Annotated in this window: 15 protein-coding genes and 1 riboswitch; of the genes, 6 read left to right on the top strand and 9 right to left on the bottom strand. The window is 56.2% G+C overall.

Annotation, left to right across the window (positions count from 1 at the left end; all coding sequences use genetic code 11):
• Window positions 1–111 precede the first annotated feature (111 nt).
• The 7 genes from thiH to ACR6JA_RS12540 all read right to left on the bottom strand — a co-directional run bounded on the left by thiH (window position 112) and on the right by ACR6JA_RS12540 (window position 6,248).
• On the bottom strand, window positions 112–1,245 hold the full coding sequence (gene thiH, locus ACR6JA_RS12570) for a 2-iminoacetate synthase ThiH (RefSeq protein WP_213717016.1): 1,134 nt from the start codon (window positions 1,243–1,245) through the stop codon (window positions 112–114).
• A complete protein-coding gene (gene thiG / locus ACR6JA_RS12565; RefSeq protein WP_494494412.1) occupies window positions 1,245–2,024 on the bottom strand; it encodes a thiazole synthase in 780 nt (259 codons plus the stop codon). The genes thiH and thiG overlap by 1 nt, the downstream gene beginning before the upstream one ends.
• A 1-nt stretch (window position 2,025) precedes the next feature.
• Window positions 2,026–2,226, bottom strand: a complete 201-nt coding sequence (gene thiS / locus ACR6JA_RS12560) for a sulfur carrier protein ThiS (RefSeq protein WP_166879763.1) — start codon at window positions 2,224–2,226, stop codon at window positions 2,026–2,028.
• Entirely contained in the window at window positions 2,210–2,965 is a 756-nt protein-coding gene (locus ACR6JA_RS12555; RefSeq protein WP_213717012.1) for a HesA/MoeB/ThiF family protein, read from the bottom strand. The genes thiS and ACR6JA_RS12555 overlap by 17 nt, the downstream gene beginning before the upstream one ends.
• Window positions 2,958–3,593 carry a thiamine phosphate synthase gene (thiE, locus tag ACR6JA_RS12550; protein ID WP_213717010.1) on the bottom strand — a complete coding sequence of 212 codons (636 nt, stop codon included), beginning with the start codon at window positions 3,591–3,593 and terminating at the stop codon, window positions 2,958–2,960. The genes ACR6JA_RS12555 and thiE overlap by 8 nt, the downstream gene beginning before the upstream one ends.
• Entirely contained in the window at window positions 3,593–5,494 is a 1,902-nt protein-coding gene (thiC, locus tag ACR6JA_RS12545; RefSeq protein ID WP_494494413.1) for a phosphomethylpyrimidine synthase ThiC, read from the bottom strand. The genes thiE and thiC overlap by 1 nt, the downstream gene beginning before the upstream one ends.
• A gap of 89 nt (window positions 5,495–5,583) precedes the next feature.
• Window positions 5,584–5,694: riboswitch (TPP riboswitch) on the bottom strand.
• Between the two features lie 50 nt (window positions 5,695–5,744).
• Window positions 5,745–6,248 carry an Rsd/AlgQ family anti-sigma factor gene (locus ACR6JA_RS12540; RefSeq protein ID WP_008460161.1) on the bottom strand — a complete coding sequence of 168 codons (504 nt, stop codon included), beginning with the start codon at window positions 6,246–6,248 and terminating at the stop codon, window positions 5,745–5,747.
• 98 nt (window positions 6,249–6,346) lie between these two features.
• Here ACR6JA_RS12540 and nudC point away from each other — a divergent pair, with 98 nt between their 5' ends.
• The 6 genes from nudC (at window position 6,347) to ACR6JA_RS12510 (ending at window position 10,706) form a co-directional block, all read left to right on the top strand.
• On the top strand, window positions 6,347–7,120 hold the full coding sequence (gene nudC, locus ACR6JA_RS12535; RefSeq protein WP_213717006.1) for an NAD(+) diphosphatase: 774 nt from the start codon (window positions 6,347–6,349) through the stop codon (window positions 7,118–7,120).
• Between the two features lie 35 nt (window positions 7,121–7,155).
• Window positions 7,156–8,223, top strand: coding sequence for a uroporphyrinogen decarboxylase (hemE, locus tag ACR6JA_RS12530; RefSeq protein WP_039289270.1), 1,068 nt, complete (start codon window positions 7,156–7,158; stop codon window positions 8,221–8,223).
• Window positions 8,224–8,234: 11 nt separating this feature from the next.
• A complete protein-coding gene (gene nfi, locus ACR6JA_RS12525) occupies window positions 8,235–8,906 on the top strand; it encodes a deoxyribonuclease V (RefSeq protein ID WP_213717004.1) in 672 nt (223 codons plus the stop codon).
• A 43-nt stretch (window positions 8,907–8,949) separates the two neighbouring features.
• Window positions 8,950–9,540: a YjaG family protein gene (locus ACR6JA_RS12520; protein ID WP_008460165.1), complete on the top strand. Its 591-nt coding sequence runs from the start codon at window positions 8,950–8,952 to the stop codon at window positions 9,538–9,540.
• Window positions 9,541–9,726: 186 nt separating this feature from the next.
• A complete protein-coding gene (gene hupA, locus ACR6JA_RS12515) occupies window positions 9,727–9,999 on the top strand; it encodes a nucleoid-associated protein HU-alpha (protein ID WP_002884342.1) in 273 nt (90 codons plus the stop codon).
• Window positions 10,000–10,013: 14 nt separating this feature from the next.
• Entirely contained in the window at window positions 10,014–10,706 is a 693-nt protein-coding gene (locus tag ACR6JA_RS12510; protein WP_213717002.1) for a DUF1481 domain-containing protein, read from the top strand.
• Between the two features lie 46 nt (window positions 10,707–10,752).
• Here ACR6JA_RS12510 and purD read toward each other — a convergent pair whose 3' ends face one another.
• Window positions 10,753–12,045: a phosphoribosylamine--glycine ligase gene (gene purD / locus ACR6JA_RS12505; protein ID WP_166879778.1), complete on the bottom strand. Its 1,293-nt coding sequence runs from the start codon at window positions 12,043–12,045 to the stop codon at window positions 10,753–10,755.
• Window positions 12,046–12,063: 18 nt separating this feature from the next.
• Complete coding sequence (gene purH, locus ACR6JA_RS12500) at window positions 12,064–13,653, bottom strand: bifunctional phosphoribosylaminoimidazolecarboxamide formyltransferase/IMP cyclohydrolase (RefSeq protein ID WP_213717000.1); 1,590 nt, start codon at window positions 13,651–13,653, stop codon at window positions 12,064–12,066.
• Between the last annotated feature and the right edge of the window lie 427 nt (window positions 13,654–14,080).

Here is a 14,080-nt window from a genome sequence, read left to right as displayed (position 1 = left end):
ATATCTGAACTGACCGGAGGACAGTATTTGAACGGCAGAGAAGCGACAACGACCGATCGACGTTCTTTCGGTAAACACCGAAACTTATCCATCCCCTTGCCGTGTGTTACATCAGGACTGCGCGTTTCTTCCCAGAAAGTGATCCCAGTCCTTCCAGACCGGCTGCAAACCTGACTGACGGAGCACGGCAGCAACTTCCTGAGGCGTTCTGCCATCGTGTGGGGCAAACTGCTCAAGTTCCGGGTGATTATCGGCATAGCCGCCGGGCTGTGTTTTCGAAAACGCGCTGACGTTGTTAATCGCCAATGGGATCACGTGGTCGCGGAACCACGGTGATTCTCGGGTAGAAAGCGACAATTCCACGTCCGGCGCAAGCAGGCGGAACGCACAGATCGTCTGCACCAACTGCTGCTCAGTCATGATGGAGGCTGGTTCTACGCCGCCGGTGCACGGGCGCAGGCGCGGGAAGGAGACAGAATATCGGCTTTGCCAGTAGCGCTGCTGTAGCCAAAGCAGGTGTTCGGCCACCATAAAACAGTCGGTACGCCAGCTGCCCGACAGCCCAATCAACGCGCCAAGGCCGATTTTATCGATACCCGCACGGCCCAGCCTGTCGGGCGTTTCCAGCCGCCAGAAGAAATCCTGCTTGTTGCCTTTCAGGTGGTGCTGGGCGTAGGTCGCCGGGTGATAGGTTTCTTGGTACACCATCACGCCATCAAGCCCGAGGGTTTTGAGTTCGGCATACTCATGCTCGTCCAGCGGCTGGACTTCCATGTGCAGTGAACTAAAGCGGCTGCGGATAGCCGGCAGATGCTGGCGGAAATAATCCATGCCGACTTTGGACTGGTGCTCGCCGGTCACCAGCAAAAGGTGTTCGAACCCCAGCGCACGGATAGCCGCGCATTCCCGCTCAATCTCCGCTTCATCCAGCGTTTTGCGCTTAAGCTTGTTGCTCATGGAAAAGCCGCAGTAAGTACAGTCGTTGGCGCACAGGTTAGAGAGATAGAGCGGCACGTAAAAACTGACCGTGTTGCCGAAGCGCTGACGCGTAAGCTGCTGCGCCCGCTGAGCAAGAGGCTCCAGGTAACGACTGGCGGCAGGGGAAAGCAAAGCCATCAAGTCTTCTCGCGTCAGGCGGGGGGCGTTAATCGCGTGTTCGACATCTGCCGCCGTTTTACCGTTAATTTTGAGGGAGATATCGTCCCAGTCCAGCTGACGCCAGCGGTCGGTAAAGGTTTCTGCCATCAGGCATTCTCCTCGCTAAACTGCAGGAAACTGGTCAGCGGGCTGGTGGCCTGAGCCTGCTGGTGGCGAGAGCCTAACCCGGCCTGTGCCGCAAGGCTTCCGGCTTCCACGGCCAGACGAAACGCCTGCGCCATTTGTACCGGGTCACGGGCGACCGCTATGGCGGTATTGACCAGCACGGCAGAAGCCCCCATTTCTAACGCTTCGGCTGCATGGCTTGGTGCACCGATCCCCGCATCGACAACAACAGGCACGCGGGATTGCTCAATGATGATTTCCAGCAGCGCGCGGGTTTGCAGACCCTGATTTGAGCCGATGGGCGCGCCGAGCGGCATCACGGCCGCACAGCCAGCTTCCTCCAGACGTTTGCAGAGCACAGGATCGGCGCCGCAGTACGGCAGCACCACAAATCCCTGTTTGACCAAAGCGTCGGCGGCCTTCAGCGTTTCAATCGGGTCCGGGAGTAAATAGCGGGCGTCAGGATGAATTTCCAGCTTAACCCAGTTCGTTCCCAGCGCTTCGCGGGCAAGCTGTGCTGCAAAAATAGCTTCTTCTGCCGTTTTCGCCCCGGAAGTATTGGGCAGCAGATGCACGCCCGCCTGCTGCAGTGGCTGAAGAATGTCATCACGATGGCCACGTAAATCCACGCGTTTCATCGCCATGGTGACAAGCTGTGAGCCAGAAGCGCGAATCGCGTCGATCATCATCTGGCTGGAGGAGAATTTTCCGGTGCCGGTGAACAGGCGGGAGGAAAAGGTTTTATCGGCAATCTGTAACATGTCAGCCCCCGGCAATTGCCTGAAACAGCAGAATGGTATCGCCCTCGCGCAGCAGATAATTGCTCCACTGTTCACGCGGGATGATAGTTTGATTAACGGCCAGTGCTGCGCCAACTTTGCCCTGATCAAGCTGGGCCAGAAGGGCTGCGAGCGTCAGACCGGCCGTACATTCCAGATATTCATCGTTAAACTGAATGCGCATCGCGACCTCCGCAGACCGGGCAGGTGGCTGATTTTTGCATCGCCAGAGTGCGCCAGCTATGTTGCCGGGCGTCAAACAGGCGCAAAGCGCCAGCAGCAGGCGTCATGCCGGTAAGTAATTTAATGGCCTCCAGCGCCTGAAGAGTACCCATCACGCCCACGACCGGGCCGATGACGCCGGAGGTGCGGCAGTTGCGTTCGGGTTCACTCTCGTCAGGCCAGACGCAGCGGTAGCAGCCATGTTCCCAGGGCGGTGTCAGGACCATCATCTGGCCGCCAAAACCGACGGCGCTGGCGGTGATAAGTGGCGTATTCCCGGCCACGCAGGCGGCGTTTACCGCCTGGCGGGTTGCCATATTGTCGCTGCAGTCCAGCACCACGTCGGCCTCGCGCACGGCTTCTGTCAGCGAAGCCCCCGTTAGCCTTTCTGCCAGCGGAACAATTTTCACTCCTGGGTTCAGGCGCTGCAGATGCTGGTGGGCTGCGGAAGATTTCGGGCGCTCAATATCTTCTGAGGTGAACAGGATCTGGCGCTGGAGATTGCTGATATGCACCCTGTCATCGTCCGCTACGATAAGCTTGCCTACGCCAGCGGCGGCGAGATACAGCGCGGCAGGTGAACCTAAGCCGCCCAGACCGACGACCAGCGCCGTGCTGGACAGCAGTTTTTCCTGCCCTTCAATCGCCACGTCTTCCAGCAGTAGCTGGCGGCTATAGCGCATAAAATCCGCGTCATTCATCGCCAGTGCCTGCCAGGTCGAGTAGCTTCGCCGTGGCGATGCGCCAGTCGGGTGCCTGCGTAATGGCGCTGACGACGGCGACGCTGCCCACGCCGGTGGCTAAGACGGCAGGTACGCGATCGATGCTTATTCCGCCGATGGCAACGGTGGAGTAATCACCCAGCGTCTGAATATGTTCTGCCAGCTTATTCAGCCCTTGAGGGGAAGAGGGCATCTGCTTAGTTTGGGTAGGGAAGACATGGCCCAGCGCGATGTAGGACGGGTTTGCGCTTAAGGCGCGATCCATTTCCATGTTGTCGTGGGTTGAAAGCCCCAGACGCAGTCCGGCTTCGCTTATCGCCGCCAGGTTGGCGACATCCATATCTTCCTGGCCGAGGTGTACGCCGTAGGCACCGTGTTTGATGGCCAGTCGCCAGTAATCGTTAATGAACAAGCGAGCGTTGTAGCGTTCGCCCAGCGCAATGGCTGCGATGACGTCGGCTTCAACGTCGGCATCGCGTTTGTCTTTAATGCGGAGCTGGATGGTCTTGACGCCTGCCCCGAGGAGACGTTCGATCCATTCCACGCTGTCGACGACCGGATAAAGGCCCAGTCGGCGGGAGGTGGCAGGGAAAGTGAGTCTGGACATTATGCTTCCTCTTGTCTGAGATAAATTTCGCCGCCCCGGGCGCGAAAGTGCTGGGACATATCTTCCATGCCAGCATCTCTCGCCTGTTTTGCGGCGTAATCGCGCACTTCCTGGGTGATTTTCATGGAGCAAAACTTAGGGCCGCACATGGAACAGAAATGCGCGACTTTGCCGGATTCCTGCGGCAACGTTTCATCGTGGTAAGCGCGGGCGGTGAACGGGTCGAGCGCCAGGTTGAATTGATCTTCCCAGCGGAATTCAAAGCGTGCTTTGGACATCGCGTTGTCGCGTATTTGTGCGCCGGGATGCCCTTTGGCCAGGTCCGCGGCGTGAGCGGCAATTTTGTAGGTAATTAGTCCCTGCTTAACATCCTCTTTGTTCGGCAGGCCGAGGTGCTCCTTCGGGGTGACGTAGCAAAGCATCGCGCAGCCAAACCAGCCCATCATGGCGGCACCAATGCCGGAGGTGAAGTGGTCATAGCCCGGTGCGATATCGGTTGTGAGCGGGCCAAGGGTATAGAAAGGCGCTTCGTGACAATGCTCCAGTTCTTCGGTCATGTTGCGGCGAATCATCTGCATCGGCACATGCCCCGGGCCTTCAATCATCACCTGGACGTCGTACTCCCAGGCAATTTTGGTCAACTCGCCCAGCGTATGCAGTTCGGCAAACTGTGCTTCGTCGTTGGCATCCTGAATGGAACCGGGGCGTAAGCCATCGCCCAGGGAAAGGGAAACATCATAGGCGGCGCAAATTTCGCAGATTTCACGGAAGTTCTGATACAGGAAGTTTTCCTGATGATGGGACAGGCACCACTTCGCCATAATCGATCCGCCGCGCGACACGATCCCAGTCAGGCGCTGCGCGGTCATCGGGACGTAGCGAAGCAGCACTCCGGCGTGAATGGTGAAGTAATCCACGCCTTGCTCTGCCTGCTCCAGCAGCGTGTCGCGGAACATCTCCCAGCTCAGGTCTTCGGCGATACCGTTCGCCTTCTCCAGCGCCTGGTAGATGGGCACCGTGCCGATGGGCACCGGGCTGTTGCGCAGGATCCATTCCCGCGTTTCATGAATGTAGCGGCCGGTGGAGAGGTCCATCACCGTGTCTGCCCCCCAGCGAGTGGCCCACACCAGCTTCTCCACCTCCTCTTCAATAGAAGACGTGACTGCCGAGTTGCCGATATTGGCATTGACCTTTACCAGGAAATTGCGGCCGATAATCATCGGCTCTGATTCCGGGTGGTTGATATTGGCAGGAATAATCGCTCGCCCGGCGGCGACTTCATCGCGGACAAACTCCGGCGTGATGTTTTCCGGCAGGCGGGCCCCAAACCCTTCGCCGGGATGCTGGTGGCGCAGGACGGCATCACGAATACGCTCGCGCCCCATATTTTCGCGAATGGCGATGAATTCCATCTCTGGGGTGACAAGGCCTTTGCGGGCGTAATGTAACTGGGTGACACACTGTCCGGCTATTGCCCGGCGAGGTTTGGACCGAGTTTCAAAGCGTAATTCGTCCAGGCCGTCGTCGGCAAGACGCGCTTTTGTGTAAGCGGAGCTGCGTTCATCCAGTGCTTCGCTGTCACGCCGGTCGGCAATCCAGGCGCTGCGTAGGGGATTTAGCCCATTTAACACGTTTATGGCGATGTCGGGATCGCCATAGGGGCCGGAGGTATCGTAGACGGGAACCGCGTCGTTCGGCTGATATTGCGGGGCATCTTTGCTCCTGCCGGTGAGCGTTGGGCTGAGCTGGATTTCGCGCATCGGGATACGTATATCTTCACGTGACCCGGTCAGATAGATGCGTCGGGAGTTAGGGAAGGCGGTGCCTTCAAGCGTATTGATAAAGTGTTGGGCGGCGGCGCGTTGTTCGCGGCGGCCTGGTTTGTTTTCAGATGCAGACATAGCACATTCCAGGTTTAGTCAGGATATGGCTTGTCAGGACAACGGAAGGAGTAATGGATATGGGCCGCCCGAGAACGGGTGTACCCAAAGATAGAATTACTCTTGTTCCCTTCGCAGGTTCTAACCTGATCAGGTTCCGCGGATCCCGAATTAACGGTCTCAGCCGGTGCTTAACGCACTCGGCACTCCGACAAGAATGATCCCACCTTGCGGTGGGAAAGTTGTAAATTACTCGTTAATAGCTAACAACTCAAGCTGGACTTGCCAGCCCGGCAGGATCGCTGGCGCTGCCGTCGAGGTTGTTATCAATAGCCAGGAGGACTAGTTTATCTTCAAGGGTGAAGCGGGACTCCAGGCATTCGCCAATCTCTGACAGCGCCTGCTGAAACTCGACCCAGCTGTCGCGGTCGATGGCGTTTTCCAGATGGGAATCGTAGAGGTCCATGATTTGCTGGGTGTTGGCTTCCAACTGAGGGTAGAGCTGGGCTGCGCTTAGCAGCGGGCTGCTGCCTTCCAGGTTGCTGATGATTCGCTCGTAGATACTGAAATGACCGGAAGAGAGGTAATCCACCAGGCCGTGGCAAAAATTGTCTAACGCTTTTTCGTCGAGCGCGGTGTGCGATTCCTTGTTAGGCTTGATCCCGACCATGTTGTAATAGGCGACCAGCAGGTGCTTACGGGCCTGCAGCCAATGGTCAACTAACTCATTACTACCACCAACGCGCTCAGTCAGATTGGCTAACTGGTTCAGCATGATTGAGACTCCGTGAGTTAAAAGATTGAACGCAAACTAACCCAAAAAAGTAAAAACTAATTGTTTATATCAGTGAACACGGGGATGTGCACCAGGTTATGGAACGTGTTATTCAAAACTTAGATCATGGTTGGTGGATAGTCAGCCATGAGCAAAAAATATGGTTGCCGCAGGGTGACTTACCTCACGGCAGCGCGGAAGAATTTCAACTCGTAGGCAGCCGTGCCCTGGATATCGGTGAGTGGGAAGGTGAGCCCGTCTGGCTGATTCGTGAAAACCGCCGCTCGGATATGGGCTCGCTGCGTCAGCTCCTTGATCGCGATGTGGGCCTGTTCCAACTGGCCGGACGAGGCGTTCAACTGGCTGAGTTTTATCGCTCGCATAAGTATTGCGGTTACTGCGGCCATGAAATGCACTTCAGCAAAAGCGAATGGGCAATGCTCTGCGGGCACTGCCGGGAACGCTATTACCCGCAAATTGCCCCCTGCATTATTGTCGCTATTCGTAAGGATGATCATATCTTGCTGGCTCAGCACACGCGCCACCGCAACGGCGTCTACACCGTGCTGGCCGGGTTTGTCGAAGTGGGCGAAACGCTGGAGCAGGCGGTGGCTCGCGAAGTCATGGAAGAGAGCAGCATTCAGGTGAAAAACCTGCGCTACGTGACTTCCCAGCCCTGGCCGTTCCCGCAGTCGCTGATGACCGCATTTATGGCGGATTATCACAGCGGTGAAATCAATATTGACCCGAAAGAACTGCTGGATGCGGGCTGGTATCGCTATGACCAACTGCCGCTGTTACCGCCGCCGGGCACCGTGGCGCGCCGCTTAATTGAAGATACCGTCGCCCTGTGTCGCGCGGACTATGAATGATAGACTGCGGCGATACAGCTAAAGGAAAGGTAAACATGACTGAACTGAAGAACGATCGTTACCTGCGCGCTCTGCAGCGCTTGCCGGTAGATGTCACCCCGGTGTGGATGATGCGCCAGGCAGGGCGTTATCTACCGGAATATAAGGCGACGCGCGCTCAGGCGGGTGACTTTATGTCGCTGTGCAAAAACGCCGAGTTGGCCTGCGAAGTCACTCTGCAACCATTGCGCCGTTACGCGCTGGATGCGGCGATCCTCTTTTCGGACATTCTGACCATCCCGGATGCGATGGGGCTTGGGCTGTACTTTGAAGCGGGGGAAGGCCCGCGCTTTAGCTCCCCGATTCAAAGCCTGGCCGACGTTCAAAAGCTGCCGATTCCCGATCCGGAAGGCGAGCTGGCATACGTGATGAACGCGGTGCGCACCATTCGCCGTGAACTGAAGGGCGAAGTGCCGCTGATTGGCTTCTCCGGCAGCCCGTGGACGCTGGCCACTTATATGGTGGAAGGCGGCAGCAGCAAAGCCTTCACCGTGATTAAGAAAATGATGTTTGCCGACCCGAAAGCGCTGCACCTGCTGCTGGATAAGCTGGCGCAGAGCGTGACGCTGTACCTGAATGCGCAAATTCGTGCGGGCGCGCAGTCGGTAATGATCTTTGACACCTGGGGTGGCGTGCTGAGCGGGCGAGATTACAAAGAATTCTCGCTCTACTACATGCACAAAATTGTCGATGGCCTGCTGCGTGAAAACGATGGCCGCCGTGTACCGGTGACGCTGTTCACCAAAGGCGGCGGGCAGTGGCTTGAAGCGATGGCGGAAACCGGCTGCGACGCACTGGGCCTCGATTGGACAACGGACATTGCAGATGCACGTCGTCGCGTAGGCCATAAAGTCGCGCTGCAGGGCAACATGGACCCCTCCATGCTTTACGCTCAGCCTGCACGTATCGAAGAAGAAGTTGCCACCATTTTGGCTGGTTTCGGGCAGGGAGAAGGGCACGTCTTCAACCTTGGGCATGGTATTCACCAGGACGTTCCGCCAGAGCATGCTGGCGTCTTTGTGGAAGCTGTGCATCGCCTGTCCGCGCAATACCACCGGGCTTAAGGTGGCAAGAGATGGATCTCACCTTACTGCGAGAGCAACAGCTGGATCTGGCCTCAAAGGTGATCCGAGAAGATCGCCTTGAGCAGGATCCGCCGCGGTTGATCGCCGGGGCCGATGTGGGATTTGAACAAGGCGGAGACGTCACCCGCGCGGCCATCGTTTTGTTGAGCTACCCGTCTCTTGAGTTGGTTGAATATCAGGTGGCAAGAATTGCCACCACCATGCCTTATATTCCCGGCTTTTTATCCTTCCGCGAATATCCCGCGCTGCTTGAGGCGTGGGGGATGCTTTCGCAGAAGCCCGATTTGGTGTTTGTGGACGGACACGGCATCTCGCATCCCCGTCGTTTAGGGGTTGCCAGCCATTTTGGGCTGCTGGTGGATGTGCCGACGATTGGCGTGGCGAAAAAGCGGCTGTGCGGGAAGTTTGAACCGCTGGGGGACGAGCCCGACGCTCGTGCGCCGTTGATGGACAAAGGCGAGCAGCTGGCCTGGGTCTGGCGCAGTAAAAAACGCTGTAATCCTTTGTTTATTTCTACCGGGCACCGCATAAGCCTCGACGGCGCATTAAAGTGGGTGGAGCGTTGCATGGCCGGCTACCGTTTGCCGGAGCCAACCCGTTGGGCCGATGCCGTTGCATCCGGGCGCCCGGCTTTTAAGCGCCTGCAAGCAATCGGCAGGTGATTCAGGTAAACTGCCGCTAATTTTCCGTCTTTGAGACATCGTCATGTTACAGAACCCTATTCATTTACGCCTGGAGAAGCTGGAAAGCTGGCAGCACGTCACCTTTATGGCTTCTTTGTGCGAGCGTATGTACCCGAACTACGCCATGTTTTGCCAGCAAACTGGCTTTGGCGATCCTCAGCTTTATCGCAAGATCCTGGACCTGGTTTGGGAAACCCAAACGGTGAAAGACGCCAAAGTGAACTTTGATAGTCAGTTAGAGAAACTTGAAGAGGCAATTCCCGCGGCTGACGACTATGATATTTACGGTGTCTATCCGGCGATTGACGCGTGCGTGGCGTTGAGTGAGCTTATTCACTCGCGTCTCTCGGGTGAAACGCTGGAGCACGCAATCGAAGTCAGTAAATGTTCAATCACTTCGGTGGCGATGCTGGAAATGACTCAGGCCGGTCGTGAAATGACCGACGAGGAGTTGAGAGCAAACCCGGCGGTAGAAGAAGAATGGGACATTCAGTGGGAGATTTTCCGGCTGCTGGCGGACTGCGAAGAACGCGATATTGAGCTCATTAAAGGGCTTCGTGCTGACCTCCGTGAGGCCGGCATCAGTAATATCGGTATAAATTTGCAGCAGTAAGACAGTAAAACGTGACATACAGTCTGATTTGTCCTCCCTGGAGGCTTCCAATTAACCCCCCGTCTGGTCTACATTTGTGGGGCGAATAAAAGTGGCTATCGGTGCGTGTATGCAGGAGAGTGCTTTTTAGGCATTTCCGTCGCACTCGATGCTTAGCAAGCGATAAACACATTGTAAGGATAACTTATGAACAAGACTCAACTGATTGATGTAATTGCTGACAAGGCTGACCTGTCTAAAGCACAGGCTAAAGCTGCTCTGGAATCCACTCTGGCTGCAATTACTGAGTCTCTGAAAGAAGGTGATGCTGTACAACTGGTTGGTTTCGGTACCTTCAAAGTGAACCACCGTGCTGAGCGCACTGGCCGCAACCCGCAGACCGGTAAAGAAATCAAAATTGCTGCTGCTAACGTGCCGGCATTTGTTTCTGGTAAAGCACTGAAAGACGCGGTTAAGTAAGTTAACGCGTGTCAGTGAACAGTTTTAACAGAGGGGCGTTTACGCCCCTTTTGTCCGTCTGGCGTCCGCTGCTGGCGCTGGCGGGTGTTCTGGTGCTCACGGCATGCAGCAGTAACAAACTCCCTCCTTTTACCGCTACCGGCTATGTTGCCGACCAGGGCGTGGTGCGCATCTGGCGAAAAGACAACGCCGATGAATCTACCCATATCCTTACCGCGTTTAGCCCGTGGCAGCACGGCGCCACCACCACCGGGGAATACCGCTGGCAGGGCGACAAACTGACCTTTATCGAACTCAATATTCAGGGCAAGCAGCCGGAGCATGTCAAAGTCCGCTTTGACGACCACGGCGACCTGAGCTTTATGCAGCGGGAAGTGAATAGCCAGAAGCAGCAGCTTTCTAACGATCAGGTGGCTTTGTACCAGTTCAACGCCAATCGTATTCGTGAGACTAGCGAAGCGCTGCGCATCGGCCACGTTGTGCTGCGCCAGGGGCGTTGGCACCAGAACGGCACGGTAACGACCTGCGAAGGCGAAACATTATCGCCAAAGCTTGATAGCGCCTCCCTGAGCCATATAGCGCGCCGTCAGAGCAACTCCTCCCTTGACGTCAGTATTGCCTGGCTTGAAGCCCCGGAAGGTTCACAGCTGCTGCTGGTGGCGAACCAGAACTTCTGCAGTTGGCAGCCTAAGCCTGGCGATTTCTAGGTATAAAAAAACCGCCACGCGGGCGGTTTAGTGTGTACTGTCGAGATTACTTCGCGTTTTCACGCGCAATGGCACGATAACCGATATCCGAGCGGCTGAAACTGCCTTCCCAATGAATCTCTTTTTTCAGCTCCAGCGCGCGCTGTTGCGCTTTGGCTACCGTTTCGCCCAACGCAGTCACGCATAATACGCGCCCGCCGTTGGTGAGCACACGGTCATCTTCGCTGAGCTTAGTCCCGGCGTGGAAAACCTTGCCGTCGGCTACTTCTTCCAGTGGCAGACCGTGGATAACGTCGCCGTTACGATAGTCGGCCGGATAACCGCCCGCCGCCAGCACGATGCCTAGGGCCGGACGTTCGTCCCACTTGGAGTCTTTCTCATCCAGTTTGCCGTCACAGGCGGCGAGGCACAGCTCGACCAGATCTGACTGCATACGCAGCATGATGGGCTGAGTTTCCGGATCGCCGAAGCGGCAGTTGAACTCAATCACCTTCGGGTTACCCTGCTTGTCGATCATCAACCCGGCATACAGGAAGCCCGTGTAGGTATTCCCTTCGGCAGCCATACCGCGCACGGTTGGCCAAATCACGCGTTCCATGGTGCGCTGATGCACTTCGTCAGTCACAACCGGAGCGGGAGAGTAAGCGCCCATACCGCCGGTGTTCGGGCCAGTATCGCCGTCGCCAACGCGTTTATGATCCTGGCTGGTGGCCATCGGCAGAACATGCTCGCCATCTACCATCACAATAAAGCTGGCTTCTTCGCCATCGAGGAACTCTTCAATAACAATGCGGTGGCCTGCATCGCCAAACGCGTTCCCCGCCAGCATGTCATTGACGGCAGCTTCCGCTTCTTCCAGCGTCATCGCCACAATAACGCCTTTACCCGCGGCCAGGCCGTCGGCCTTAATTACGATGGGCGCGCCTTTCTCGCGGAGGTAAGCCAGCGCAGGCTCAACTTCGGTAAAGTTTTGGTATTCCGCCGTCGGGATGTTGTGGCGAGCCAGGAAGTCTTTGGTAAAAGCCTTCGAGCCTTCCAGCTGTGCAGCCCCTTCGGTAGGCCCGAAGATTTTCAGGCCAGCGGCGCGGAAGGCATCCACCACGCCAATCACCAGCGGCGCTTCCGGGCCGACGATGGTTAAGTCGATGTTTTCGTTCTGCGCAAAGCTAAGCAAAGCTGGAATATCTGTCGCGCTGATAGCAACGTTCTGCAGCGCTGGCTCCAGCGCGGTACCTGCGTTACCTGGTGCAACAAATACAGTACGTACTAAAGGGGACTGAGCCGCTTTCCAGGCCAGCGCATGCTCGCGCCCGCCATTACCAATAACTAAAACTTTCATCTATAAACGCTCCGGTAATTAATGGCGGAAGTGGCGCATATCGGTGAAGATCATTGCGATCCCATGCTCGTCGGCGGCGGCAATGACTTCATCATCACGAATAGAACCGCCCGGCTGGATCACACAGCTCACGCCAGCTTCGGCGGCGGCATCAATCCCATCGCGGAACGGGAAGAAAGCATCAGAAGCCATAGCAGAACCTTTTACTTCCAGGCCTTCATCGCTGGCTTTGATACCGGCAATTTTTGCGGAGTAGACGCGGCTCATCTGGCCTGCGCCTATGCCGATGGTCATATTGTCACGGGCATAAACAATGGCGTTGGATTTAACGAACTTCGCCACTTTCCAGCAGAACAGCGCGTCATGCAGTTCTTGCTCGGTCGGCTGACGTTTAGTCACTACGCGCAGATCGCCTGCTGTCACCATACCTAAATCACGATCCTGAACCAGTAGGCCGCCATTGACGCGTTTGAAATCGAGGCCAGCCGTGCGTTTCTGCCACTGGCCGCAAACCAGGACGCGAACGTTCTGTTTGGCCGCGGTGATCTTCAGCGCTTCTTCGCTAGCGGAAGGGGCGATAATGACCTCGACGAACTGGCGAGAAATAATGGCCTGTGCGGTTTCTGCATCCAGCTCACGGTTGAAAGCGATGATGCCGCCGAAGGCAGAGGTTGGATCGGTTTTATAAGCCAGGTTGTAGGCTTCGAGTACGGAACCGCTGACGGCCACGCCGCAAGGGTTGGCGTGTTTAACGATAACGCAGGCTGGTTCGTCGAACTCTTTCACGCATTCCAGCGCCGCATCGGTATCCGCGATGTTGTTATAGGAGAGTGCTTTGCCCTGAACTTGGGCAGCGGTTGCCACGGATGCTTCTTTGATTTCTTCTTCTATATAGAAGGCGGCCTGCTGGTGGCTGTTTTCGCCATAACGCATATCCTGCTTCTTAATGAAGTTCAGGTTCAGCGTGCGTGGGAATCGCCCGGCAGGATCTTTGCTTTCGCCGTGATAGGCCGGGACCAGGCTACCGAAGTAGTTAGCGATCATACTGTCGTAGGCCGCAGTGTGTTCGAATGCTTTGATCGCCAGATCGAAACGGGTTTCCAGCGTCAGGGATCCTTCGTTCGCGTCCAGCTCGGCAACGATCGCCTGGTAGTCGCTGCTCTTTACTACGATCGCCACATCTTTATGGTTCTTGGCTGCGGAGCGAACCATGGTTGGCCCGCCAATATCGATGTTCTCAACCGCATCTTCTAAAGAGCATCCTTCGCGGGCAACGGTCTGGGCAAATGGATAAAGGTTAACGACGACCATATCAATAGGAGAGATGGCGTGCTCCGCCATGATGGCGTCGTCCTGACCGCGACGGCCCAGAATGCCGCCGTGAACTTTCGGGTGCAGCGTTTTGACGCGTCCGTCCATCATCTCCGGGAAACCGGTGTAGTCGGAGACTTCGGTTACCGGCAGGTTTGCTTCTGCCAGCAGGCGGGCGGTTCCGCCGGTGGACAGCAGCTCCACTCCACGTTGGGAGAGGGCCTGAGCGAATTCGACGATACCGGCTTTGTCAGAAACACTGAGCAGTGCGCGGCGTACAGGACGACGTTGTGACATGGTTTTATCCCTTGGCTTTGGTTCGCATATAGAAGAGCGTTAGCTGAATTTTAGTCTTCACCTTAGTTCTGGCGGCGCAGAAAAGGGAAATTAAGGAAAAGAAGAGACGAAAACTCAGCTAACGCCCCCATCGGGGGTGTCCATTTTATCGCGGTGCATTGTAGCGAAAACGTTTGCGTCGCGCTCGCGAATTTTAAGTTCAAATCCGGATTGTGGATAAGTCTGTGTGCAAAAGGGTATAAGGCGGGGTTTTGCTGTGGAATGCAGCAGTCAGTCATTTTTCTGTCATTTTAGTGTTGCAGCGCCGGGAGAACTCCCTATAATGCGCCTCCATCGACACGGAACATGTGAACAACATCACAGAGTAACGGCGGCGATGAGAGTGAAAAATCCTGAAATTAAGGATTGACTCTGAAAGAGGAAAGCG

It is taken from the genome of Cedecea sp. B1(4) (assembly GCF_059414925.1).
This window is presented reverse-complemented; position numbering and strand designations above follow the sequence as displayed.

Bases quoted from the DNA above. Each gene is read 5' to 3' on its own strand.
- thiE (WP_213717010.1), bottom strand. From the start codon at position 3,593: ATGTCCAGACTCACTTTCCCTGCCACCTCCCGCCGACTGGGCCTTTAT.
- thiG (WP_494494412.1), bottom strand. From the start codon at position 2,024: ATGTTACAGATTGCCGATAAAACCTTTTCCTCCCGCCTGTTCACCGGC.
- ACR6JA_RS12540 (WP_008460161.1), bottom strand. From the start codon at position 6,248: ATGCTGAACCAGTTAGCCAATCTGACTGAGCGCGTTGGTGGTAGTAAT.
- purD (WP_166879778.1), bottom strand. From the start codon at position 12,045: ATGAAAGTTTTAGTTATTGGTAATGGCGGGCGCGAGCATGCGCTGGCC.
- purH (WP_213717000.1), bottom strand. From the start codon at position 13,653: ATGTCACAACGTCGTCCTGTACGCCGCGCACTGCTCAGTGTTTCTGAC.
- thiS (WP_166879763.1), bottom strand. From the start codon at position 2,226: ATGCGCATTCAGTTTAACGATGAATATCTGGAATGTACGGCCGGTCTG.
- nfi (WP_213717004.1), top strand. From the start codon at position 8,235: ATGGATCTCACCTTACTGCGAGAGCAACAGCTGGATCTGGCCTCAAAG.
- thiH (WP_213717016.1), bottom strand. From the start codon at position 1,245: ATGGCAGAAACCTTTACCGACCGCTGGCGTCAGCTGGACTGGGACGAT.
- ACR6JA_RS12520 (WP_008460165.1), top strand. From the start codon at position 8,950: ATGTTACAGAACCCTATTCATTTACGCCTGGAGAAGCTGGAAAGCTGG.
- nudC (WP_213717006.1), top strand. From the start codon at position 6,347: ATGGAACGTGTTATTCAAAACTTAGATCATGGTTGGTGGATAGTCAGC.
- ACR6JA_RS12555 (WP_213717012.1), bottom strand. From the start codon at position 2,965: ATGAATGACGCGGATTTTATGCGCTATAGCCGCCAGCTACTGCTGGAA.
- hemE (WP_039289270.1), top strand. From the start codon at position 7,156: ATGACTGAACTGAAGAACGATCGTTACCTGCGCGCTCTGCAGCGCTTG.
- hupA (WP_002884342.1), top strand. From the start codon at position 9,727: ATGAACAAGACTCAACTGATTGATGTAATTGCTGACAAGGCTGACCTG.
- thiC (WP_494494413.1), bottom strand. From the start codon at position 5,494: ATGTCTGCATCTGAAAACAAACCAGGCCGCCGCGAACAACGCGCCGCC.